General features: G+C 59.8%; 24 protein-coding genes. 13 read left to right on the top strand and 11 right to left on the bottom strand.

Annotated features, from left to right (window positions below):
- Nucleotides 1-11 precede the first annotated feature (11 nt).
- A complete protein-coding gene (locus QRN31_RS23420; RefSeq protein WP_285434820.1) occupies nucleotides 12-926 on the bottom strand; it encodes a DUF808 domain-containing protein in 915 nt (304 codons plus the stop codon).
- 134 nt (nucleotides 927-1,060) lie between these two features.
- On the opposite strand from QRN31_RS23420, the gene QRN31_RS23415 reads away from it, so the two are divergent.
- Complete coding sequence (locus QRN31_RS23415) at nucleotides 1,061-1,666, top strand: TetR/AcrR family transcriptional regulator (RefSeq protein WP_285434818.1); 606 nt, start codon at nucleotides 1,061-1,063, stop codon at nucleotides 1,664-1,666.
- 129 nt (nucleotides 1,667-1,795) lie between these two features.
- On the opposite strand, the gene QRN31_RS23410 is transcribed toward QRN31_RS23415, so the two are convergent.
- Together QRN31_RS23410 and QRN31_RS23405 are read right to left on the bottom strand one after the other, a co-directional pair.
- Nucleotides 1,796-2,254 (bottom strand): REP-associated tyrosine transposase, encoded by a 459-nt coding sequence (locus tag QRN31_RS23410; protein ID WP_285434831.1) that lies wholly within the window; start codon nucleotides 2,252-2,254, stop codon nucleotides 1,796-1,798.
- A 213-nt stretch (nucleotides 2,255-2,467) separates the two neighbouring features.
- On the bottom strand, nucleotides 2,468-2,908 hold the full coding sequence (locus QRN31_RS23405) for a GlcG/HbpS family heme-binding protein (protein ID WP_090181615.1): 441 nt from the start codon (nucleotides 2,906-2,908) through the stop codon (nucleotides 2,468-2,470).
- A gap of 267 nt (nucleotides 2,909-3,175) precedes the next feature.
- Between QRN31_RS23405 and gcl the strand changes: the two genes are divergently transcribed.
- The 8 genes from gcl to QRN31_RS23365 all read left to right on the top strand — a co-directional run bounded on the left by gcl (nucleotide 3,176) and on the right by QRN31_RS23365 (nucleotide 12,678).
- Nucleotides 3,176-4,951, top strand: a complete 1,776-nt coding sequence (gene gcl / locus QRN31_RS23400; RefSeq protein ID WP_090181614.1) for a glyoxylate carboligase — start codon at nucleotides 3,176-3,178, stop codon at nucleotides 4,949-4,951.
- Between the two features lie 138 nt (nucleotides 4,952-5,089).
- Nucleotides 5,090-5,872, top strand: coding sequence for a hydroxypyruvate isomerase (gene hyi / locus QRN31_RS23395; RefSeq protein ID WP_285434816.1), 783 nt, complete (start codon nucleotides 5,090-5,092; stop codon nucleotides 5,870-5,872).
- A 67-nt stretch (nucleotides 5,873-5,939) separates the two neighbouring features.
- On the top strand, nucleotides 5,940-6,833 hold the full coding sequence (locus QRN31_RS23390; RefSeq protein WP_259151063.1) for a 2-hydroxy-3-oxopropionate reductase: 894 nt from the start codon (nucleotides 5,940-5,942) through the stop codon (nucleotides 6,831-6,833).
- 159 nt (nucleotides 6,834-6,992) lie between these two features.
- A complete protein-coding gene (locus QRN31_RS23385; protein WP_285434814.1) occupies nucleotides 6,993-8,273 on the top strand; it encodes a glycerate kinase type-2 family protein in 1,281 nt (426 codons plus the stop codon).
- The gene (gene pyk / locus QRN31_RS23380) at nucleotides 8,263-9,678 is read left to right on the top strand and encodes a pyruvate kinase (RefSeq protein WP_259151065.1); all 1,416 of its coding nucleotides are present in this window, start codon (nucleotides 8,263-8,265) and stop codon (nucleotides 9,676-9,678) included. Before QRN31_RS23385 ends, pyk begins: the two co-directional genes overlap by 11 nt.
- Before the next feature lie 147 nt (nucleotides 9,679-9,825).
- Nucleotides 9,826-10,740 (top strand): urea transporter, encoded by a 915-nt coding sequence (locus QRN31_RS23375; protein ID WP_285434812.1) that lies wholly within the window; start codon nucleotides 9,826-9,828, stop codon nucleotides 10,738-10,740.
- Between the two features lie 21 nt (nucleotides 10,741-10,761).
- Entirely contained in the window at nucleotides 10,762-11,586 is an 825-nt protein-coding gene (locus QRN31_RS23370; protein WP_285434810.1) for an ion transporter, read from the top strand.
- Nucleotides 11,587-11,679: 93 nt separating this feature from the next.
- Nucleotides 11,680-12,678, top strand: a complete 999-nt coding sequence (locus QRN31_RS23365) for a sulfate ABC transporter substrate-binding protein (protein WP_285434809.1) — start codon at nucleotides 11,680-11,682, stop codon at nucleotides 12,676-12,678.
- Between the two features lie 157 nt (nucleotides 12,679-12,835).
- Here QRN31_RS23365 and QRN31_RS23360 read toward each other — a convergent pair whose 3' ends face one another.
- On the bottom strand, nucleotides 12,836-13,465 hold the full coding sequence (locus tag QRN31_RS23360; RefSeq protein ID WP_285434807.1) for a DUF5666 domain-containing protein: 630 nt from the start codon (nucleotides 13,463-13,465) through the stop codon (nucleotides 12,836-12,838).
- Nucleotides 13,466-13,699: 234 nt separating this feature from the next.
- Between QRN31_RS23360 and QRN31_RS23355 the strand changes: the two genes are divergently transcribed.
- Complete coding sequence (locus tag QRN31_RS23355; RefSeq protein WP_285434806.1) at nucleotides 13,700-14,905, top strand: MFS transporter; 1,206 nt, start codon at nucleotides 13,700-13,702, stop codon at nucleotides 14,903-14,905.
- Between the two features lie 61 nt (nucleotides 14,906-14,966).
- Here the strand turns inward: QRN31_RS23355 and QRN31_RS23350 are convergent, their stop codons facing one another.
- The gene (locus QRN31_RS23350; protein ID WP_285434805.1) at nucleotides 14,967-15,371 is read right to left on the bottom strand and encodes a type II toxin-antitoxin system HicB family antitoxin; all 405 of its coding nucleotides are present in this window, start codon (nucleotides 15,369-15,371) and stop codon (nucleotides 14,967-14,969) included.
- Entirely contained in the window at nucleotides 15,371-15,583 is a 213-nt protein-coding gene (locus QRN31_RS23345; protein ID WP_046046350.1) for a type II toxin-antitoxin system HicA family toxin, read from the bottom strand. The genes QRN31_RS23350 and QRN31_RS23345 overlap by 1 nt, the downstream gene beginning before the upstream one ends.
- A 278-nt stretch (nucleotides 15,584-15,861) precedes the next feature.
- Here QRN31_RS23345 and QRN31_RS23340 point away from each other — a divergent pair, with 278 nt between their 5' ends.
- The 3 genes from QRN31_RS23340 to QRN31_RS23330 all read left to right on the top strand — a co-directional run bounded on the left by QRN31_RS23340 (nucleotide 15,862) and on the right by QRN31_RS23330 (nucleotide 17,746).
- Entirely contained in the window at nucleotides 15,862-16,581 is a 720-nt protein-coding gene (locus QRN31_RS23340; RefSeq protein ID WP_090181595.1) for an SDR family oxidoreductase, read from the top strand.
- Between the two features lie 125 nt (nucleotides 16,582-16,706).
- Entirely contained in the window at nucleotides 16,707-17,174 is a 468-nt protein-coding gene (locus QRN31_RS23335; RefSeq protein ID WP_285434804.1) for a helix-turn-helix domain-containing protein, read from the top strand.
- On the top strand, nucleotides 17,171-17,746 hold the full coding sequence (locus QRN31_RS23330) for a PIN domain-containing protein (RefSeq protein WP_285434803.1): 576 nt from the start codon (nucleotides 17,171-17,173) through the stop codon (nucleotides 17,744-17,746). The genes QRN31_RS23335 and QRN31_RS23330 overlap by 4 nt, the downstream gene beginning before the upstream one ends.
- A 54-nt stretch (nucleotides 17,747-17,800) precedes the next feature.
- Here QRN31_RS23330 and QRN31_RS23325 read toward each other — a convergent pair whose 3' ends face one another.
- The 5 genes from QRN31_RS23325 to QRN31_RS23305 are packed head-to-tail and all read right to left on the bottom strand — an operon-like array spanning nucleotide 17,801 to nucleotide 22,424.
- Nucleotides 17,801-18,205 carry a hypothetical protein gene (locus QRN31_RS23325; protein WP_285434802.1) on the bottom strand — a complete coding sequence of 135 codons (405 nt, stop codon included), beginning with the start codon at nucleotides 18,203-18,205 and terminating at the stop codon, nucleotides 17,801-17,803.
- A gap of 31 nt (nucleotides 18,206-18,236) precedes the next feature.
- The gene (ccmI, locus tag QRN31_RS23320) at nucleotides 18,237-19,439 is read right to left on the bottom strand and encodes a c-type cytochrome biogenesis protein CcmI (RefSeq protein WP_285434801.1); all 1,203 of its coding nucleotides are present in this window, start codon (nucleotides 19,437-19,439) and stop codon (nucleotides 18,237-18,239) included.
- Nucleotides 19,436-19,906: a cytochrome c-type biogenesis protein gene (locus QRN31_RS23315; protein WP_285434800.1), complete on the bottom strand. Its 471-nt coding sequence runs from the start codon at nucleotides 19,904-19,906 to the stop codon at nucleotides 19,436-19,438. Before QRN31_RS23315 ends, ccmI begins: the two co-directional genes overlap by 4 nt.
- The gene (locus QRN31_RS23310; RefSeq protein ID WP_090181588.1) at nucleotides 19,903-20,439 is read right to left on the bottom strand and encodes a DsbE family thiol:disulfide interchange protein; all 537 of its coding nucleotides are present in this window, start codon (nucleotides 20,437-20,439) and stop codon (nucleotides 19,903-19,905) included. The genes QRN31_RS23315 and QRN31_RS23310 overlap by 4 nt, the downstream gene beginning before the upstream one ends.
- Complete coding sequence (locus tag QRN31_RS23305) at nucleotides 20,436-22,424, bottom strand: heme lyase CcmF/NrfE family subunit (protein WP_208671873.1); 1,989 nt, start codon at nucleotides 22,422-22,424, stop codon at nucleotides 20,436-20,438. The genes QRN31_RS23310 and QRN31_RS23305 overlap by 4 nt, the downstream gene beginning before the upstream one ends.

The following is a 22,424-nucleotide window of genomic DNA, read 5'->3' as shown; positions in this document are numbered from 1 at the left end:
GCCGCTGGATCTCAGCCTTTGACTGAGCGCCAGATCTTGCTGACCCCCATCACCCCCGCTAACACCACCGCACCGGCCACAATCCCCGCCACCGCATTCAGCAACGTCGGCACGATAAACCCGGCACCGCCCGCCCCGGCGCTCACGCTCTCAATCCAGTGATGAACCACCGGCACGCCATGGGTCAGAATCCCGCCGCCGACCAGGAACATCGCCGCCGTGCCGATCACCGACAGGCTTTTCATCATGTACGGCGCTGCACGCAGAATCGCGCCGCCGATGCTTTTGGCCATCTGTGCGGGTTTCTGGGTCAGCCACAGACCCAGGTCGTCGAGCTTGACGATGCCCGCCACTAGCCCGTAAACGCCGACGGTCATGACGATGGCGATGCCCGACAGGACAATGACCTGCTGGGTCAACGACGCATCCGCCACAGTGCCCAGGGTGATCGCAATGATTTCCGCCGAGAGAATGAAATCCGTGCGGACAGCGCCTTTGATCTTGTCCTGCTCGAACGCCACCAGATCGACCGCTGGATCGGCCACCGCCTCAACCAGCTCGGCATGTTCAGCCTGGTCTTCGTCTTTGCTGTGCAGAAACTTGTGGGCGAGTTTCTCGAAGCCTTCAAAACAAAGGTACGCGCCACCGACCATCAACAGCGGTGTGACCAGCCAGGGAATGAAGGCGCTGATGGCCAACGCCGACGGTACAAGGATCAATTTATTGCGAAATGAGCCTTTGGCGACCGCCCAAACCACCGGGATTTCCCGTTCGGCGCGTACGCCGCTGACCTGCTGGGCATTGAGCGCCAGATCATCGCCGAGTACACCAGCGGTTTTCTTGGCGGCCATTTTGGTCATCAACGCCACATCGTCTAGAACCGCGGCAATGTCGTCGATCAGCACCAGCAAACTGCTTCCTGCCATGAATCAGGCTTCCTTCTTGAATGAATGCCGCGCAGCATAACGCGGCCAAGCGCCACACGGGGCATTCTTGAGCGCCGCGCGAGGCCGGTGCTACCATGCGCAACCGCCAGAACAGGCAAGGAACCCCCTGGTTTATGAGCACTATCCGCGAGCGCAACAAAGAACTGATCCTGCGTGCCGCCAGTGAAGAATTTGCCGACAAGGGCTTTGCTGCGACCAAAACCAGTGACATCGCAGCCAAGGCCGGATTGCCCAAGCCCAACGTCTATTACTACTTCAAATCCAAGGAAAACCTCTACCGCGAGGTCCTGGAAAGCATCATCGAGCCGATTCTGCAGGCCTCAACGCCGTTCAACGCCGATGGGGTGCCGAGTGAGGTGCTGAGCGGCTACATCCGCTCGAAGATCCGCATCTCCCGCGACCTGCCCTTCGCCTCGAAGGTGTTCGCCAGTGAAATCATGCACGGCGCCCCGCACCTGAGTGCCGACCTGGTCGAGCAACTCAACGGCCAGGCCAAGCACAATATCGCCTGCATCCAGACCTGGATCGACCGCGGCCAAATCGCCCCCATCGACCCCAACCACCTGATGTTCAGCATCTGGGCAGCCACCCAGACTTATGCCGACTTCGACTGGCAGATTTCTGCGGTGACCGGCAAGGACAAACTGGATGAGGCCGATTATGAAGCGGCGGCGCAGACGATTATTCGATTGGTGTTGAAGGGGTGTGAGCTGGACTGAAAGACCCCATTGACCCCATCGCGGGCAAGCGCGCTCCCACAGAAATTGCAGGTGCTCACGAAGTTGGGGTTAAACCCAAATCCACTGTGGGAGCGAGCTTGCTCGCGATGGCGGCAATACGGTATCCGATCAAACCCAGATAGCATCCCACAGCGGATAATCGCCGTACCGTGCAACTAAGCCAGCCCGCAATGGGTTGGTCACAACATATCGCCCAAGCTGAACCAAATCCGCCTCTCTCCTCAATGCTCGATCGTGATAGCCCTGCTGCCAAAGACTGCCCCTGCGACCGGTGGACATGTTGACTGCCCGCGTACTCAGTGACTTGGTCTTTTGCATCAGCTCACTCAAAGATCCCTGCTGCAATTCGATCAACCAGTGAAAGTGGTCGGGCATCACGACCCAAGCCAATGAATTTGCCCAACCCTGAGTTTGAGCATGACGAAATTGGTCCACGACCAATCGTCCCAAAAAGAAATCCTTGAAGACAGGCACTCGGTCCAATGTATTAGTGGTCAGCAGATAAATGCGATTTGCTTCGGCATAACGACCAAGGCGCAGGCGATGTGAAGCAGGAAAATCTGGCATTCCTTTGCCTCTCATGATTCAAGTCATGTGAAGGCTAGACCTATGGATGCTTGAGGGTGGGGCAGATTTTTAGCTGGATGTGTCCAGAAGATAGCTATCGCGAGCAAGCTCGCTCCCACAGGGGTTAGGGGTGCTCACAACATTTGTGTTCACCGAAAATCCAATGTGTGAGCGAGCTTGCTCGCGATCGCGATAGATCAATCGACAAAAATACTAGGCAGTAACCCCCGCATCCGCCCTCAACCCCACCGCCTCGATCGCACTGATCGCACACTGCTCATCAACATCCGACAGATCCCCGCTGATCCCCACCGCTCCCAGCACATTGCCGTCCTGATCCCGAATCAACACGCCACCCGGTGCCGGCACGACGCTGCCTTGCCCCAGGCTATTCAACGCGGCGAAGAAGGCCGGGCGTTGCTGGGCGTCCAGTGCCAGCAGGCGGGAGCCTTTGCCCAGGGCAATGGCGCCCCAGGCTTTGCCGATGGCGACCTGCGGGCGTAGCAGGCTGGCGCCGTCTTCACGTTGCAGGGTGATCAGGTGCCCGCCGGCGTCCAGCACCGCGATGGTTAACGGGGCTGCGGAGATTGCACGCGCAGCGGAGATGGCCTGAGTGGTCAGGTTGACTGCGACTTTCAAGGTTAAAGCGCTCATGGTGCCGTCCTCATTTTGTTTTTCGGAAAGCCGTTGGGCTGCGCCGTTGTGCCGCAGTCCGATGCAACAAATAGAACACAATGAATTATTTTTTTGTATACAATAATTATCGAAAAGCGCCACATGCGACGAAAAGCCACAGTAGAACGGCCTTCCGACGAATGAAACAGTCGCTTGAGAAAATGGATTGACCTGCGCCGTCCGCCGTGAATACACTCTGCGCAAAGCCACTTGTATACAATTACAAAACGTAAGAGGCACAAAACCATGAGCAAAATGAGAGCAATCGAAGCCGCCGTTCTGGTGATGCGCCGCGAAGGGGTTGATACCGCTTTTGGCATCCCGGGCGCCGCAATCAACCCGCTGTACTCCGCCTTGCAGAAGGTCGGTGGCATCGATCACGTCCTCGCTCGCCACGTTGAAGGCGCCTCGCACATGGCCGAGGGCTACACCCGCACCAAGGCCGGCAACATCGGCGTGTGCATCGGGACTTCGGGACCTGCCGGTACCGACATGGTCACCGGGCTCTACAGCGCCTCGGCCGACTCGATCCCGATCTTGTGCATCACCGGTCAGGCACCGCGAGCGCGCATGCATAAGGAAGACTTCCAGGCCGTCGATATCACCACCATCGTCAAGCCAGTGACCAAGTGGGCGACCACTGTCATGGAGCCGGGCCAGGTGCCCTACGCATTCCAGAAAGCCTTCTACGAAATGCGCTCCGGCCGTCCAGGCCCGGTGCTGATCGACCTGCCGTTCGACGTGCAGATGGCTGAAATCGAATTCGACATCGACGCCTACGAACCACTGCCGCTGGCCAAGCCAACCGCCAACCGCGTGCAAATCGAGAAGGCCCTGGCCATGCTCGATCAGGCCGAGCGCCCATTGCTGGTCGCCGGTGGCGGCATCATCAATGCCGACGCCAGCGAATTGCTGGTGGAGTTCGCCGAGCTGACCGGCATCCCGGTGATCCCGACCCTGATGGGCTGGGGCACGATCCCGGACGATCACCCGTTGATGGTCGGCATGGTCGGTCTGCAGACGTCGCATCGCTACGGCAACGCCACCCTGCTCAAGTCCGACGTGGTGTTGGGCGTCGGTAACCGTTGGGCCAACCGTCATACCGGCTCGATCGACGTGTACACCGAAGGCCGCAAGTTCATCCACGTTGACATCGAACCGACGCAAATCGGCCGCGTGTTCAACCCGGACCTGGGCATCGTCTCCGACGCTGCTGCTGCGCTGACCGTGTTCATCGAAGTCGCTCGCGAGTGGCAAGCAGCAGGCAAGCTGAAAAACCGCAGCGCCTGGCTGCAAGATTGCCAACAGCGCAAAGCCAGCCTGCAACGCAAGACTCACTTCGACAACGTGCCGGTCAAGCCGCAACGGGTGTACGAAGAGATGAACCAGGTGTTCGGCAAAGACACGTGCTACGTCAGCACCATCGGTCTGTCGCAGATTGCCGGCGCGCAGTTCCTGCACGTCTACAAGCCGCGTCACTGGATCAACTGCGGCCAGGCCGGTCCATTGGGCTGGACCATTCCGGCCGCATTGGGCGTGGTCAAGGCTGATCCGAGCCGCAAGGTCGTGGCACTGTCCGGCGACTATGATTTCCAGTTCATGATCGAAGAGTTGGCGGTGGGCGCGCAGTTCAAGCTGCCGTACATCCACGTTGTGGTAAACAACTCGTACCTGGGGCTGATTCGTCAGGCCCAGCGCGGTTTCGACATGGACTATTGCGTACAGCTGTCCTTCGATAACCTGAACGCTCCGGAACTCAATGGTTACGGTGTCGACCACGTTGCGGTCGCCGAAGGCCTCGGTTGCAAGGCACTGCGCGTGTTCGAACCGGGTCAGATCCAGCCAGCCCTGCGCAAGGCTCAGGAACTGATCGAAGAGTTCAAGGTGCCGGTGATCGTCGAGATTATTCTGGAGCGTGTGACCAACATTTCGATGGGCACCGAGATCAACGCCGTCAACGAATTTGAAGACCTGGCGCTGGTCGGCAACGATGCGCCAACCGCGATTTCGTTGCTTGATTAACTGCTGATGATGATCGTTCCCACGCTCTGCGTGGGAATGCAGCCCGGGACGCTCCGCGTCCCAAGAGCGGACGCAGAGCGTCCGAAGAGGCATTCCCACGCAGAGCGTGGGAACGAGAACTTAAAACGGGAGACCACCATGCCGCGTTTCGCAGCCAACCTGTCCATGCTCTTCACCGAACAGGACTTCCTCGCCCGTTTCGAAGCGGCCGCCAAGGCCGGCTTCAGTGGTGTCGAGTACCTGTTCCCTTACGACTTCAGCTCCGCCGAGATCAAGGCCAAGCTCGATGCCAACGGTCTGACCCAGGTGCTCTTCAACCTGCCGGCGGGTGACTGGGCCAAGGGTGAGCGCGGTATCGCGTGCCTGCCGGACCGTGTTGAAGAGTTCCGCGCCGGTGTCGACCTGGCCATCGCCTATGCACAAGTGCTGGGCAACACTCAGGTCAACTGCCTGGCCGGTATTCGTCCACAAGGCGTCGACGATGCCACCGTGGAGAAAACCTTCGTCGCCAACCTCAAGTACGCCGCCGACAAGCTGCAAGCGGCCGGCATCAAACTGGTGATGGAAGCGATCAACACCCGCGACATCCCGGGTTTCTACCTGAACAACACGGCGCAAGCCCTGTCGATTCGCGAACAGGTCGGCAGCGCCAATCTGTTCCTGCAATACGACATCTATCACATGCAAATCATGGAGGGCGACCTGGCTCGCACCATGGCCGCGCATCTGGGCGAGATCAACCACATCCAGTTGGCCGACAACCCAGGACGTAACGAACCGGGCACCGGTGAAATCAACTACCGCTTCCTGTTCGAACACTTGGACCGCATCGGTTATCAGGGGTGGATCGGCTGTGAATACAAGCCACTGACCACCACTGAAGCGGGCCTGGGCTGGCTGAAAACCCATAACGCGATCTGACACAGCTCCCACATCGATGCGCGTCCCTATTTGCTTGAAGCAGCAATAAAAACAAGAGGAATTTTTCATGGCTAAAATCGGATTTATCGGCACCGGCATCATGGGCCACCCAATGGCGTTGAACCTGCAGAAAGCCGGTCACAGCCTGTTCCTGTCGGCGCACCACGACGCCGCGCCTGCCGACCTGGTGGCCGCTGGCGCCGTCGCCCTGGCGAACCCGAAAGAAGTGGCCCAGGAAGCTGAAATCATCATCATCATGGTGCCGGACACCCCACAGGTAGACGACGTGCTGTTCCGTGAAGATGGCGTTGCCGCCGGTGTCGGCAAAGGCAAAATCGTCATCGACATGAGCTCGATCTCGCCGACCGCCACCAAGGCATTCGCGGCAAAGATCAACGAAAAAGGCGCGCAATACCTCGATGCGCCAGTGTCTGGCGGTGAAGTCGGCGCCAAGGCGGCGACCTTGAGCATCATGGTCGGCGGCGATGCCGATGCCTTCGAACGCGCGCTGCCGCTGTTCCAGGCGATGGGCAAGAACATCACCCTGGTCGGCGGCAACGGTGACGGTCAAACCGCGAAAGTGGCGAACCAGATCATCGTCGCGCTGAACATCCAGGCCGTGGCCGAAGCGCTGCTGTTCGCCTCGAAAAACGGTGCTGATCCAGCCAAGGTGCGTGAAGCGCTGATGGGCGGTTTCGCATCGTCGAAGATCCTCGAAGTGCACGGTGAGCGCATGATCAAAGGCACCTTCGACCCGGGTTTCCGTATCAGCCTGCACCAGAAGGACCTGAACCTGGCCCTGCAAGGCGCCAAGGAGCTGAACATCAACCTGCCGAACACCGCCAACACCCAGCAAGTGTTCAGCACCTGCGCGGCCATCGGTGGCAGCAACTGGGACCACTCGGCACTGATCAAGGGCCTGGAACACATGGCGAATTTCTCGATTCGCGATAAGAAGTAAGCCCTGCACAAAACCGCATCAAACCTGTGGGAGCGAGCTTGCTCGCGATGAGGGCCTGACATTCAACATCAATGTTGACTGATCCACCGCTATCGCGAGCAAGCTCGCTCCCACAGGGTTCGAGTCGTTCTCCAATAACAAGAATTCCGGGAGCCCGCCATGTCGGTCGATCCGCAACAACTGCTGCGCGAGCTGTTTGCCACAGCCATCGACGCGGCCCATCCGCAACACGTCCTCGAAGCCCATTTACCCAAGGATCGCAGCGGTCGGGTGATCGTCATCGGTGCCGGCAAAGCCGCCGCCGCGATGGCCCAGGTGGTCGAGCGCTGCTGGCAGGGTGAAGTCTCAGGTCTGGTGGTGACGCGTTACGGTCACGGCGCCCCGTGCGAAAAAATCGAAGTCGTCGAAGCCGCTCACCCGGTGCCGGACGCTGCCGGCCAAGCCGTCGCCAAGCGTGTGTTGGAACTGGTCAGCAACCTGACCGAAGAAGACCGCGTGATCTTCCTGCTCTCGGGCGGCGGATCGGCGTTGCTCGCCCTTCCGGCCAAAGGCATCACCCTGGCCGACAAGCAATCGATCAACAAAGCCCTGCTCAAATCCGGCGCCACCATCGGCGAGATGAATTGCGTGCGCAAGCACCTCTCGGCGATCAAGGGCGGCCGTCTCGGCAAAGCCTGCTGGCCGGCCACTGTTTATACCTACGCGATTTCCGATGTACCGGGCGACCTCGCTACCGTCATCGCCTCCGGCCCCACCGTGGCCGACCCCAGCACGTCGGCCGAAGCCCTGGCGATCCTCAAACGCTACGGCATCGAGGTCCCGACCTCTGTGCGCACCTGGTTGCAAAGCCCGGAATCGGAAACCGTCAAACCTGGCGATCCGAGCCTGGCGCGCAGTCATTTCCAATTGATCGCCCGTCCGCAGCAATCCCTGGAAGCGGCAGCGGTGAAATGCCGTCAGGCCGGTTTCAGCCCGTTGATCCTCGGGGATCTGGAAGGTGAATCCCGGGAAGTGGCGAAGGTTCACGCCGGCATCGCCCGGCAAATCGTCCTGCATGGCCAGCCCCTGGCGGCGCCGTGCGTGATTCTGTCCGGTGGCGAAACCACCGTCACCGTGCGCGGCAATGGCCGTGGCGGACGCAACGCCGAATTTCTCCTGAGCCTGACCGATAGCCTCAAAGGCCTGCCCAGCGTCTACGCATTGGCCGGCGACACCGATGGCATCGACGGCTCCGAAGACAACGCCGGCGCAATCATGACCCCGGACAGCTACGCCCGCGCCGCCGCGCTCGGTTTGAGCGCCAGCGACGAGTTGGACAACAACAATGGCTACGGCTATTTCGAGGCGTTGGACGCACTGATCGTCACCGAGCCGACCCGCACCAACGTCAATGACTTCCGCGCCATACTGATCCTCGAGAGCCCTAAACATGACGCCTGATAAAAAGGTCAAAATCCTCGCCACCCTCGGCCCGGCCACCGACGGGATCGACGACATCCGCGAATTGGTGCAGGCCGGGGTCAACATTTTTCGCCTGAACTTCAGCCACGGCGATCACGCCGACCACGCCCAGCGCTATCAATGGATTCGTGAAGTCGAGCGCCAGTTGAATTACCCACTGGGCATTCTGATGGACCTGCAAGGCCCGAAACTGCGGGTCGGCAAGTTCGCAGAAGGCAAGGTGCAGTTGCATCGCGGCCAGGCACTGCGCCTGGACCTCGACCCGACGCCGGGCGATCAGCGCCGCGTTAACTTGCCTCACCCGGAAATCATCGCCGCGCTGGAACCGGGCATGGACCTGCTGCTCGACGACGGCAAATTGCGCCTTCGCGTCGTCACCAAGTACGCCGACGCCATCGACACCACCGTGCTCAATGGCGGCGAATTGTCCGACCGCAAAGGGGTGAACGTGCCGCAAGCAGTGCTGGACCTGAGCCCGCTGACCGCCAAGGACCGTCGCGACTTGAGCTTCGGCCTGGAGCTGGGCGTGGACTGGGTCGCGCTGTCGTTTGTGCAACGCCCGGAAGACATCCGCGAAGCCCGCGAACTGATCGGCGACAAGGCGTTCTTGATGGCCAAGATCGAGAAGCCATCGGCCGTGACACAGTTGCGCGAGATCGCCGAATTGAGCGACGCGATCATGGTCGCTCGCGGTGACCTGGGCGTGGAAGTGCCAGCCGAAAGCGTGCCGCAAATTCAGAAAAACATCATCGCCCTGTGCCGTCAGCTCGGTAAACCGGTGGTGGTGGCGACGCAAATGCTGGAGTCGATGCGCTTCTCCCCTGCCCCGACCCGCGCCGAGGTCACAGACGTGGCCAACGCCGTGGCCGAAGGTGCCGACGCGGTGATGCTGTCGGCGGAAACCGCGTCCGGCGAATACCCGTTGGAAGCCGTGCAGATGATGAGCAAGATCATCCGTCAGGTGGAAAACGGTCCGGATTACCAGGCGCAACTGGATGTCAGCCGGCCTAAGGCTGAAGCGACCGTTTCCGATGCGATCAGCTGCGCGATTCGGCGTATCAGCAACGTGCTGCCGGTGGCGGTGCTGGTCAATTACAGCGAGTCGGGCACCTCGAGTCTGCGCGCGGCGCGGGAGCGGCCGACGGTGCCGATCCTCAACCTGACACCGAACCTGCAGACGGCGCGCCGTTTGACGGTGGCGTGGGGCGTGCACTCGGTGGTCAATGATCGGCTGCGGCAGGTGGACGAAGTGTGCTCGACAGCGCTGGAGATTGCCCAGGCACAGGGCATGGCGCAGCGCGGGGATACTTTATTGATCACGGCGGGTGTGCCGTTTGGGCAGCCGGGGTCGACTAACTCTTTGCGTATCGAGACATTGATCTAGAGCGCCTATACCGGCCTCATCGCCAGCAGGCTGGCTCCCACATTGGTTTTGTGTCGATCACGGAATCAAGACTGAACGGAGATTCACTGTGGGAGCCAGCCTGCTGGCGATGCAGCCGTCTCGGTTTCACTGACTTTCAGAACTGCCATGCCTGCCAACCACTTCAACACCCACTGCCCCGATTGGGCGACTGCCCTGCTCAACGGCTTCAGCCAGATCTTCCTCCAGCGCCATCCGCTGTGCGGTCTGCTGTGCCTGTTGGCGATTCTTTTTACCGCGCCGGCCTTGCTCGGTGGTGCGCTGCTCGGTGGCGTCGCCGGGCTGCTCACCGCCCAGCGTCGAGGCTATGCCAAGGCCGACCGCCAAGCCGGACTCTTCAGCTACAACGGCGTTTTGCTGGGCCTGCTGCTGAGCCTGTATTTCCCCTGGTCCGCGATGTTGCCGCTGGTGATCATTGCCTGCGGCGGTCTGAGCGCGATGATTACTCAACAGTGGCTCAAACGCGCGCGGCTCAGCCAATACCTGCCTGCCTACACCGCACCTTTCGTGGGGATCAGTTGGTTGCTGCTGTGTTTCGCCACCCCCTCGACAACGGCGCATTTGATCGAAATCAACACGCTAAACATGCTCGCCGCCCCATTCAAAGGCCTGGGCCAGGTGATGTTCCTGGGTCATCCACTGGCCGGCGCGTTGATTGCCGCCGGCTTGCTGATCGCTGATCGCCGCGCATTCTGCTGGGCGTTGTTGGCATCTGTCGCGGGCATGGGCTGGAGTCTGCTGAACCACGACTTCTACAGCGCATTACTGGGCCTCGGCAGCTATAACGCCGTTCTCGCCGCCCTGGCCTTCAACTCGCAGCGCCAGCCGTCGTGGCTGCCGGTGGTCGGCATTGCCTTGGCGCTGCTGCTGACGCCGATGTTTGCCGCTGTCGGTATGCCCACGCTGACCGCGCCCTTCATCCTCGCCAGCTGGTTGTTGCGTACCGCCACTCAAAAGCTCGACAAAGCCCCGGTCGCCCGTGAGCCTTGCGCTAGCGGGGAGAATCAACCTAGGCTTCGCTGATCATTGGTTCAGGCGGTATCCATGGACAGCAGCAAAGACTGGCGTAAAGACCTTTACGTCATGGTTTTCCAAAGCGACACCACGGCAGGACGGCGCTTCGACGGCATCCTGCTGTTGATCATCCTCGCCAGCATCATCATCGTGATGCTCGACAGCATCGATGCGATCCACCAGAACTACGCCGATGTGCTGGCGTACATCGAGTGGGGCTTCACGATCATCTTCGCCATCGAATACGGTCTGCGGCTTTATTGCTCACCCAAACCGTTGCGCTATGCGTTCAGCTTTTACGGGCTGGTGGATTTGCTGGCGATCGTGCCCGGCATCCTCGCGCTGTATTACGCCGATGCGCAGTACCTGCTGATTATCCGGATCATCCGGATGCTGCGGATTTTCCGCGTGCTCAAGCTCAGCCCGTACCTCAAGCAAGCCAACTATTTGATGTCGGCGCTGCGCGGCAGCAAGCAGAAGATCGTGGTGTTCCTCGTCAGCGTCTGCACCCTCGTAACGGTGTTCGGCACATTGATGTACGTGATCGAAGGCCCGGAACACGGCTTCACCAGCATTCCCAAAGGCATCTATTGGGCAATCGTCACGCTGACCACCGTGGGCTTTGGCGACATCGTGCCCAAGACGCCGTTGGGCCAGGTGATTTCATCGCTGGTGATGATCACGGGTTACTCGATCATCGCGGTGCCGACCGGGATTTTCACTGCCGAACTGGCCAACGCCATGCGCGGCGAACAGCTGCAACATGACTGCCCGGTGTGCAAGAAAAACAGCCATGAACATGGCGCCGCATTCTGCTCGCGCTGTGGCAATGCGCTGTTCAAAAAACTGGAATAAGCAAAGTGCTTTTTAATCTTTAAAGGACTATGCGAGCCCAGTTATAGTCGCTGGCAAATTGCCTCAAATTTAAATTAGAACAAGGAATGCGCAGTGAAAAAACTCTTTGGCGCCTCACTTCTGGCCGCTGGCCTGGCACTGACCAGCGTGGCTCAGGCCGCACCGACCCTGCTCAACGTTTCCTACGACGTGATGCGCGATTTCTACAAGGACTACAACACTGCGTTCCAGAAACACTGGCAAGCCGAGCATAACGAAAACATCACCCTGCAAATGTCCTTCGGCGGTTCCAGCAAACAGGCGCGTTCGGTGATCGACGGCCTGCCGGCTGACGTCATCACCATGAACATGGCCACTGACATCAATGCTTTGGCGGACAACGGCAAACTGGTCCCGGACAACTGGGTCACCCGCCTGCCGAACAACAGCGCACCGTTTACTTCGGCCACCGTGTTTATCGTCCGCAAAGGCAACCCGAAAGCCCTCAAAGACTGGCCCGACCTGCTCAAGGACGGTGTGCAAGTGATCGTGCCGAACCCGAAGACTTCGGGTAACGGCCGCTACACCTATCTCTCGGCCTGGGGTTACGTGCTGAAGAATGGCGGCGATGAAAACAAGGCCAAAGACTTCGTCGGCAAGCTGTTCAAGCAAGCACCGGTGCTGGATACCGGCGGCCGCGCAGCGACCACAACCTTCATGACCAACCAGATCGGCGACGTGCTGGTGACCTTCGAAAACGAAGCGGAAATGATTGCCCGTGAGTTTGGCCGTGACCAGTTTGAAGTGATCTACCCAAGCGTTTCCGCCGAAGCTGAGCCGCCGGTGTCCGTGGTCGACAAAACCGTCGACAAAAAAGGCACCCGCGCGGCTGCCGAGGAATACCTGAAGTACCTGTGGTCGCCGGAAGGCCAGGAGATTGCAGCGGCAAACTACCTGCGTCCGCGTGATCCGGCCGTGCTGGCCAAGTACACCGACCGCTTCCCGAAAGTGGATTTCCTCTCGGTTGAGAAGACCTTCGGCGACTGGCGCACCGTGCAGAAGACCCACTTCAATGATGGCGGGATCTTTGATCAGATCTACAGCGGCCAGTAATGCCTGAGCCCGCCGCTGACTGATCGTTCCCACGCTCTGCGTGGGAATGCAGCCCGGGACGCTCCGCGTCCCAACAGCGAACGCAGAGCGTCCAATGAGGCATTCCCACGCAGAGCATGGGAACGATCAGCGGTGAGTTCATTCCCCCGGTGCACCGTTACATCGGCGGCGTAACACCATCCTTGCCCGCCGAGATCGATTGCGCGGTCAGCGTCCCGTCCGCACTTTGGATAACGAACGTGACGATCTTCACCCCAACCTTCAACAAGCTGCGATCGCCTGGCACCAGGTTCACGATCGGCACATCCTCCGGCACCAGAATCTTCTGCTGCCCGCCCTTATAGTTGACGGTCAGGATCCGACCATTGCTGACCACCAGATCCCCCACGCTGCCATTGGTCATGCTGCTGCCCTTGACCAGATCAAACGGCCGATGACCATCGCCACTGCCGGCCAGCTCCGGTGGGAAGACGTGGACTTCCAGCGCCTTGAGCGTGCCGTCCTCCTGGGGTATCGCCGCCGTACCAATGTAGCTGCCGGGCTTGATGTCTTCGATATTGGCCAGGGTGACGGCGCGGACCTTGGTGTCCGAAGTCAGGTTGATGACCACGTTTTCACCACTGTTGACGTGGACTTTCAAGACATCCGGGCTCACCCCGGTGATCTCGCCCCGCACGCCGATGCGCATGCCCGGTGCGTCGGCAGCCTGGGCCACGCCCGCCGTGAACAAGCCGATCAAGGTAAGAGCTGAAACGCCGCGAACAAGGTGACGAAACATCGCATTCATGGAAGTGCCTTCCGGTTATGAAACGTGAGAGAGAACATAAGCACGCTATCGAACAGGATGTAAGTGAATGTATCATCGGACCTCAATGTTTTGACGCAAGGCTCATCGATGGACATCACACGCGTCCGTCACTCATTCCGCAAAGGAATGATTGCTATCACTCCAAACCCTCTTCTGCCCAATTCGATACCTCTTTAGCCTGCGCGCATCCCATTCTGTTCAGCGAGACCCGTTATGAACCCAGCAACCCAGATGCCCCACGGCACCGCGACAATGACCAAAGGCATGGTGATGTTGTTCGCCTTCTGCTGCGGCGCCATTGTCGCCAACATCTACTACGCGCAGCCGATCATCGGCCTGATCGCGCCGGACATCGGCCTGACCAGCACGATGGCCAGCCTGATTGTTTCGTTGACCCAGATCGGTTACGCGCTGGGCTTGTTCTTCCTCGTGCCGCTGGGCGATCTGCTGGAAAACCGCCGCCTGATGATCATCACTACCGTGGTGGCGATTGCCAGTCTGTTGGGCGCTGCGTTTACCGATCAGCCGAACGTGTTTTTGCTGATCTCGCTGTTGGTGGGTTTCAGTTCGGTGTCGGTGCAGATCCTGATTCCGTTGGCTGCGCACCTGGCGCCCGAAGAGTCGCGCGGCCGTGTGGTCGGCGGGATCATGGGCGGTTTGCTGCTGGGCATTTTGTTGGCGCGGCCGGTGTCCAGCGTCGTGGCTGACCACTTCGGCTGGCGTGCGATGTTCGTGATTGCGGCGGTGTTGATGGCCGCGATCAGCGTCGTGCTGGCGCTGACCATTCCCAAGCGCCAGCCTGATCACAGTGCGTCCTATGGTCAGTTGCTCGGCTCTTTGTGGACGTTGTTGCGCCAACAACCGGTGTTGCGTCAACGCGCGTTCTACCAGGGCTGCATGTTCGCCACGTTCAGCCTGTTCTGGACCGCTGTGCCGCTGGAGCTGGCGCGCAACCATGGACTGTCGCAAACCCAGATCGCGATCTTCGCCCTGGTCGGTGCCATAGGCGCCATCGCCGCGCCCATCGCCGGTCGACTGGCCGACGCTGGCCACACGCGCATCGCATCATTGCTGGCCCTGCTGTTCGCCAGCCTGAGTTTTCTGCCGGCCTTCATCCATCCGGTCTACAGCGTCATCGGCCTCGCGGTCACCGGTGTGGTGCTCGACTTCTGCGTGCAAATGAACATGGTCCTCGGCCAACGCGCGGTCTACGCCCTCGACGCCAAAAGCCGCAGCCGCTTGAATGCGCTGTACATGACCAGCATCTTCATCGGCGGCGCGTTTGGCTCCTCGGTAGCCAGCGCGGTGTATGAGCATGGCGGCTGGTTATGGATCGTGATCGTGGGCAGCGCGTTTCCGTTGTTGGCGTTGTTGCGGTTCTTGAGTGTTTCGCAGAAAGCATCGTTGGTGACGGCTTAAAGCGACAAAAGCTTCGCGGGCGATCCGACTTGCCCGCGATTGCAATGCATCCGACAGACACTCAGTGCCGAACCAATTTCTCCATCGCCGCATCTGCCAGAAAGGAGGAGCGGCTTTTGACATTGTGCTCACGTACATACCGGTCAATGCGCTGGATCACATAACCGGGAAGCGTGACGTTTACCTTCTCGGTTTTGCCCATGTACGGCGCGATGTCCAGTTCCAGCATGCCCCAGCCCATGTTGGCAAAATCAGGATTCCCACGGTGAACAGCCGCAGACGTGGGCATAGGTATCGACTCTCCGTCCGCCGCAATCTCCTGAAGCATGATGTGAGCAATTTCGATTGCCGCGTTATAGGCGTCTTCAAACGAATCCCCGGCCGTTACGGCGCCTGGAATATCGGGGATCTGAATACCGATGGCGGTGTTCTCGTCGCCCCACTCGATACAGATTGGATATTGCATTATGGATCTCCTGCATAACTGGCTCCCGGGCAGTACAGCCCGGCTCGCCTCCTGATGCTTTTGACCGTCCCGATCGGCAAATCCTTTTTCGGATGAGGGACGGGTATCGTGTACGGGTTGTATCGGTGTTTGAAGATGTGATGGCTGCCGGTAATCCGATCCAGTATCCAACCGGCTTCCTCCAACTCCTTTATCAATAGCCTGCTCTGCACCACTAGCCACCTTGCTCAGGCTCAACCAAAAGTAACCCTAGAGTTATCTTTACTCAAGCATAAAAACCCGGCTTGGGACGCGCGGTTGTTTTACAGCGTGTTTTTGCGGGACCCGGCATCCCCCCGAAATGAATCCTTTTGCGCGGTGTGATTCATTACGCCGAGGTCAACCCGGATTACACTCAACGCCCAAAGCCTGAGGCGATGCTGGATGCGACTCGGGGCTGACCCATCAAACGCGGCCCGACCCGGCGGCATGATCTTTCAAGGAGCGTGAAATGACTCGACGTACCTTCCTCATTACTGGCGCCAGCAAAGGCATTGGTCGGGCAGTGGCTGAGCATCTGGACCGAGCCGGGCATCGGGTGGTTGGCATTGCCCGAACGCCTGACCTGAGCTTTCCCGGCATTTTGTTTCCTCTGGACCTGGGCGACAGAACGCTGACCCAGGAAGTATTGGCGGATTTGGCCAGGACTTACGAGTTCGACGGACTGGTGAACAACGTCGGGCTGGTGCGCCCGCAAGTGCTGGGTGAAATCGACCTCGACACCTTCGATGACGTGATGCGGGTCAACCTGCATTCGGCGCTGCAGGCCACTCAGGCACTGCTGCCGAACATGCGCGCAAAGGGTTGGGGTCGGGTGGTGAACATCTCCAGTTTGACGGTGCTTGGCATCACCCAGCGTACTGCGTATGCGGCGGCGAAAGCAGCGTTGATCAGCTTCACCCGGTCCTGGGCGCTGGAACTGGCACAAACCGGTGTGACGGTGAACGCGGTGGCGCCGGGGCCAACAGAAACAGAACTGTTTCGGGCGAACAACCCACCGGGCAGCGAAGGTGAAGCGCGGTATCTGGCGGGTGTGCCGATGGGGCGTTTGGGGCAGCCGCAGGAGATCGCCGCAGCGATTGCGTTCTTGTTGTCGGAGCAGAGCGGGTTTATCACCGGACAAACGTTGTTTGTCGACGGCGGATCTTCGATAGGCAAAGCGGCGTTCTGACTGACTGCTCCTGTCAGGGGGCGTTGTTAAAAACGACCTGGCGTTTCGATTATTTCGTTTATTGCGATTTTCGATTAATTCGAATAGCCTGCGTGCTTCGATTATTCAGAATATTGGAAAACGCCATGTCACCTGTCATTCACCCGCCGATCACCTTGCCTGTGGAGCGCGAAGTCCAGGCAGCCGTCGAGGGGCAGCGTGCCTTGGCCGCCTATCTCGCCACTCAATTCGACACCCAACGCATCCAGATTTTCGACGAGCAGAACGAAGCCCACAATGTAGAACTCCCGACCTCGGCACTGCGGCTGCTTGTCGACATTTTGGCTGAGCTCGCTGCGGGCAACGCGGTCAAAGTGGTCCCGATTCACGCTGAACTGACCACCCAGGAAGCGGCTGACTTGCTCAACGTCTCACGCCCACACCTGATCAAACTGCTCGAATCCGGCGACTTGTCCTACCACAAAACCGGCAAGCACCGACGTGTGCGCTTTGCCGATTTGATGGACTATAAAAACCGGCGCGACACTGCCAGCGAGCAAGCAATGATGCTTCTTGCCGAGCAGGCACAAGCGTTAAGGACAGGATACGAGTGAGGCAATCTTCTTTTACCGCTGTATATGACGCCTGTGTGCTGTACCCAGCGCCGTTGAGAGATTTTCTGATGTGGCTAGCCCTCTCCGGTCGTTTCAGAGCGAAATGGTCTTTGGAGATACACAATGAGTGGAAACGTAATCTGCTCAAGAACCGTCCGGACCTGACGGCAAAACAACTTGATCGCACATCCGAACTGATGGATCAGGCTTTACCCGATGCTTGTGTAACCGGTTACGAAAACCTGATCGAAGGATTATCGCTGCCCGATATCGATGATCGACATGTGCTGGCGGCTGCCATTCGTTGTCACGCCAGCGTCATCGTTACGTTCAATCAGAAAGACTTTCCTTGTGCTGTGCTGGGCTCTTTCGATATCGAAGCTCAGCATCCTGACGAGTTCGTCGGCAACCTGTTTAGCCTGGATCCGGCAGCAGTGGTCGCGGCTGCGCAGCGCCAACGACAGCAGCTGAAGATGCCGCCGATGGATGTCCAAACCTATCTTGATCTTCTGCTACGCCAGGGCCTGATCAAGTCGGTCAACGCGTTGATTCCTTATCAGTCCATGCTCTGAATCTTTCTCGGCCCCCAAACAACAAAACGGCGATCCTGAGATCGCCGTTTTCATTTATTGCCCGAATTGCCTGCCCAATCCACCCGGTACGCCATGGATGTCTGTTTCTTCCCATGGCCCGTCCGGGCTGACCGAGCGGCTCCAGCCGTTGTTCCAGCGGTAGTAGGTACGCTGGCGGTAGAAGGTGTTGGGTTGATCGTCCAGCACGTACACACCCATCTTGGGATCCCAGTGGCTGTTGCCACCCGGCGGCGGCGCGAAGCTGGCGGAGGTGCGTGGCAGCGGTTTGGCCGATTTGCTCGGAGTAGTCGATTTGCCTGGCACCGTTGATGGCGCCGGTTTCGTGCCGGGCTGCGAGGGCGGGATCGGCGGCAGCCGCGTCGGCTCGGGCCGTTGGACCGCACAGGCGCTCAGCCCCAGGACCAGACTGAGCAGAGTGATACGAGCGATGGCGGTCATGGCGGTGCTTCCTGTTAATTGTCCCGGACTGCTATTTATCCGGGCTGTCGATGGTCAGTTTTTGCGACGCAGTGGTGCTGCTGGCCAGGGGCTGGCTACGACCGATCCATTCGCCGGCAGTCGGTTGGCCGGCGCGGGAAATGCGCGCAACCAGTTGGACTTCAGGGAAGTTCGACAGTTTCAACTGCGGCATCATTGCGTCGGCATCGCCCAGTTCGACGGTTGCCGGCAAGTCGGCCACGGTCAGGCGTTTGGCGGCCAGTGGCGCCGGTGGCCCTGAAGTGGCACGGGCGAAAATGAACACGCTGTCGCCGGGCTGGACCTTGGCCTTCAGCTCTGGCGCCAGATCGACGGTGACTTTCAGCAGTGCAGCCGCCTTGGCCGCTGGCGCCTGGGCGACTTTGCCGCCGCCAGCTTCGAGCTTCTCGGTGGCCCGGGCGATGCCGCCTTGCAGCGCGGCGCGGGAATTGTCCTCCGGCGGCAGTTGCGCCAACAGACGATTCCAGTAGTCGATGGCGTCCTGATAACGCTGGCCTTCAAACGCCGCAATGCCGAGCAGGCCAAGGCTGGTGACTTCTTTCGGATCGGCTTTGAGCGCTTCGTCGGTCAATGCCTGAATCTTGTCCGACCATTTTTTGCCATCGGCGAAGTACTGGGCTTGCGCCCATTGGCCGAGCAGTTCCGGCTGGCGACCGGCCAGGTTCACCGTGCGCTCGAAGATCTTGGCGGCATCGCCCGGACGGTCCTGAGCCATGTAGGTACGGCCGAGGAAGTACAGGCCTTCGGCCGACTCCGGTTGAGCCGCGACCGCGCGTTCCAGACGCCGCGTCATCTCTTCCATCGACTGCGGCGCCTGGGAGAATTCGCGGGTCAGTTCGACTTTGTCGCTGGCACCGAAATGCAGGTACAGGCCAAGGCCCAGGACCGGCACCAGAATCGCCGCCAGCAAAGGCAATGGCTTGCCCAGACGCGACACCCGTGGTGCCTCGACGCCTTCTGTGTCAGCGAGTAACTCACGGGCGGCTTCAGCGCGCCCGGTGTCCATCTGCGCAGCGTCCAGAACGCCCTCTTCCTGCTGAGTCTGTAACTCAGCCACGCGCTCTTGATACAGCGCAACGTTCAGGGCAGTACGATCCTCTTCAAGCTGGGCGCGGCGGCCACGCAGAACGGGGATCAACAGAAAACTCAGGGCAACCAGAAGTAGCAGACCTGCAGCGAGCCAGAAATCAATCATTCTTGGTTTTTATCCAACAGGTGGTCGAGGCGCTCACGCTCCTCGGCAGAGAGCTCATCCTTGGTGTCAGCGCGTTGCGCGCGACGACGGCGGACAATCACGGCGATGATCACGAAACCGCCCAGCAGCAGGCCGGCCGGGCCGAACCAGAGCAAGGCTGTCTTGGCGTTGAGAGCGGGTTTGTAGCGGACGAAATCACCGTAGCGATCGACCATGAAGTCGATGATCTGCTGATTGTCCTTGCCCTCGCCCAACATGCGAAAAATCTCTTTACGCAGGTCGGCGGCAATCGGTGCGTTGGAATCGGCGATGTCCTGATTCTGGCACTTGGGGCAACGCAGTTCTTTGGTCAGTTCGCGAAAACGCTCGCGATCCGCTTCTTTGGCGAACTCGTAGGTGTCGATGGCCGCGTGGGCAACGCCAGCCATGCTCAAGCCCAATACGGCCGCGGCGATCCAGCGCTTCATGGCTTGGCCTCGTCGACCAGTGCCTGATACTTGGCCGCCAGTTTTTCGCGCCAGACCTGCTCGTCGATCACCCCGACAAACTTGTCGCGGATGATGCCTTTGGCGTCGATGAAGAAGGTTTCCGGAGCGCCATACACGCCGAGGTTCAGGCCGAGCGAGCCGGCGTCATCACGAATGTCCAGCTGATACGGGTTGTGGAATTCGGTCAGCCACTTCAAGGCATCGGCGTTGACGTCCTTGTAGTTGATCCCATAAATCACCACGCCCTTCTCGGCCAGTTTGTTCAGCACCGGGTGCTCGACCCGGCAGGAAATGCACCAAGTGCCCCAGACGTTGACCAATGCCGGTTTGCCCAGAATATCGGCCTTGGTCAGGGTCTTCTCGCCCTGCACCGCTGGCAGGGAGAACTCCGGGAACGGCTTGCCAATCATTGCCGAGGGTAACTCGGCCGGGTCCAGATAGAGCCCGCGATAAAGGAAAACAGCCACCACCAGAAAAATCGCCAGTGGCAACAGCATCAACCAACGTCTCATGCAGTGGCTCCCGTCATGCCGAGTGCTTCACGCACGCGGCTTTTCACCTTGACCCGATAACGCCGATCCAGCGCCGCCAGCAACCCGCCGAAGCCTGTGAGCAGGCCGCCGAACCAGATCCAGCGCACGAACGGTTTAACGTGAACGCGCACCGCCCAGGCGCCATCGCCTAGCGGTTCGCCCAGTGCAACGTAGAGGTCACGGGTGAAACCGGCGTCGATCCCGGCTTCGGTCATCATCGAGTTCTGCACGGTGTAGAGGCGTTTTTCCGGGTGCAGCACGCTGACTTCCTTGCCGCCCTTGATTACCCGGATGGTGCCTTTGTCGGAGGTAAAGTTGGGGCCTTCGAAGTGCTTGGCGCCTTCGAACACGAAGTGATAACCGGCCAGGTCCATGGACTCGCCCGGCGCCAGACGCAAGTCGCGCTCGGCACTATTCTGGCTCGAGAGCACGACACCGAGGGCGCAGACGGCGATGCCCAAGTGCGCGATTTGCATGCCCCAATAACTGCGGGTCAGGGTCGGCAGGCCTTTGATCAGGCCTTTGTGGCGCGTCTTGTCGAGGATGTCGCGCACACCGGCCAGCAATACCCAGGCCGCGAGCATGAACGTCGCAATCACCGCCCAGTTGAAATCGCCATACGCGACACCGGCCACCACCGCCAACGCGGCGCTGCCGAGCAACACCGGGGTCAGCATGCTCATCAGCCATTTGACCGGGGTGTCTTTCCAGCGCACCAGCATACCGACCGCCATCACCACCATCAGCAACGCCATCAACGGCACGAACAGCGCGTTGAAGTACGGCGGACCGACCGACAGCTTGGCGCCGGTCATTGCATCGAGAATCAGCGGGTACAAGGTGCCGAGCAGGATCATCGACGCCGCCACCACCAACACCAGGTTGTTGCCCAGCAGCAGGGTTTCCCGGGACCAGAGATTGAAGCCCACATGGCTCTTCACCACTGGAGCGCGCAGGGCGAACAATGTCAAAGAACCACCGACCACAAACAGCAGGAAGATCAGGATGAACACGCCGCGCTCAGGATCGGAGGCAAACGCGTGAACCGAGGTCAGCACGCCCGAACGCACCAGGAACGTACCGAGCAAGCTCAGCGAAAAAGCGGCAATGGCCAGCAACACCGTCCAGCTCTTGAACACGCCACGCTTTTCCGTGACCGCCAGGGAGTGAATCAGCGCGGTGCCCACCAGCCAAGGCATGAAGGAAGCGTTTTCCACCGGGTCCCAGAACCACCAGCCGCCCCAGCCGAGTTCGTAGTAGGCCCACCATGAACCGAGGGTGATGCCGATGCCGAGGAACGCCCAGGCGACGATGGTCCACGGACGGGACCAGCGTGCCCACGCCGCATCCAGACGACCGCCGAGCAACGCGGCGATGGCAAATGCGAACGCTACGGAAAAACCGACGTAGCCCATGTAGAGCATTGGCGGGTGAACGATCAGGCCGATGTCTTGCAGCAAGGGGTTGAGGTCGCGACCGTCCGCCGGAATCTGCGGCAGGATCCGTGCGAACGGGTTGGAAGTGAGGATCAGGAACAGCAGGAAACCGGTGCTGATCATGCCCATCACCGCCAGCACCCGGGCCAGCATCACTTGCGGCAACTGCCGGGAGAACACCGACACCGCGAAGGTCCAGCCGCCGAGAATCAAGGCCCAGAGCAGCAACGAACCTTCGTGAGCGCCCCAAACGGCGCTGAACTTGTAATACCAAGGCAAGGCGCTGTTGGAGTTGCTGGCGACATAGGCGACGGAGAAATCGTCGGTCATGAAGGCGTAGGTCAGGCAACCGAAGGCGAAGACCAGAAAGGTGAATTGCCCCCAGGCAGCAGGCTGCGCCAGGCTCATCCACAAACGGTCACCGCGCCAGGCGCCGAGCAACGGCACGACGGCTTGAACCAGCGCGAAACACAGCGCCAGGATCATGGCCAACTGGCCCAGTTCAGGGATAAAGATCGCGGAAGTCAT

The organism is Pseudomonas sp. fls2-241-R2A-110 (assembly GCF_030209165.1).
Taxonomy (GTDB): Bacteria; Pseudomonadota; Gammaproteobacteria; order Pseudomonadales; family Pseudomonadaceae; genus Aquipseudomonas.
This window is presented reverse-complemented; position numbering and strand designations above follow the sequence as displayed.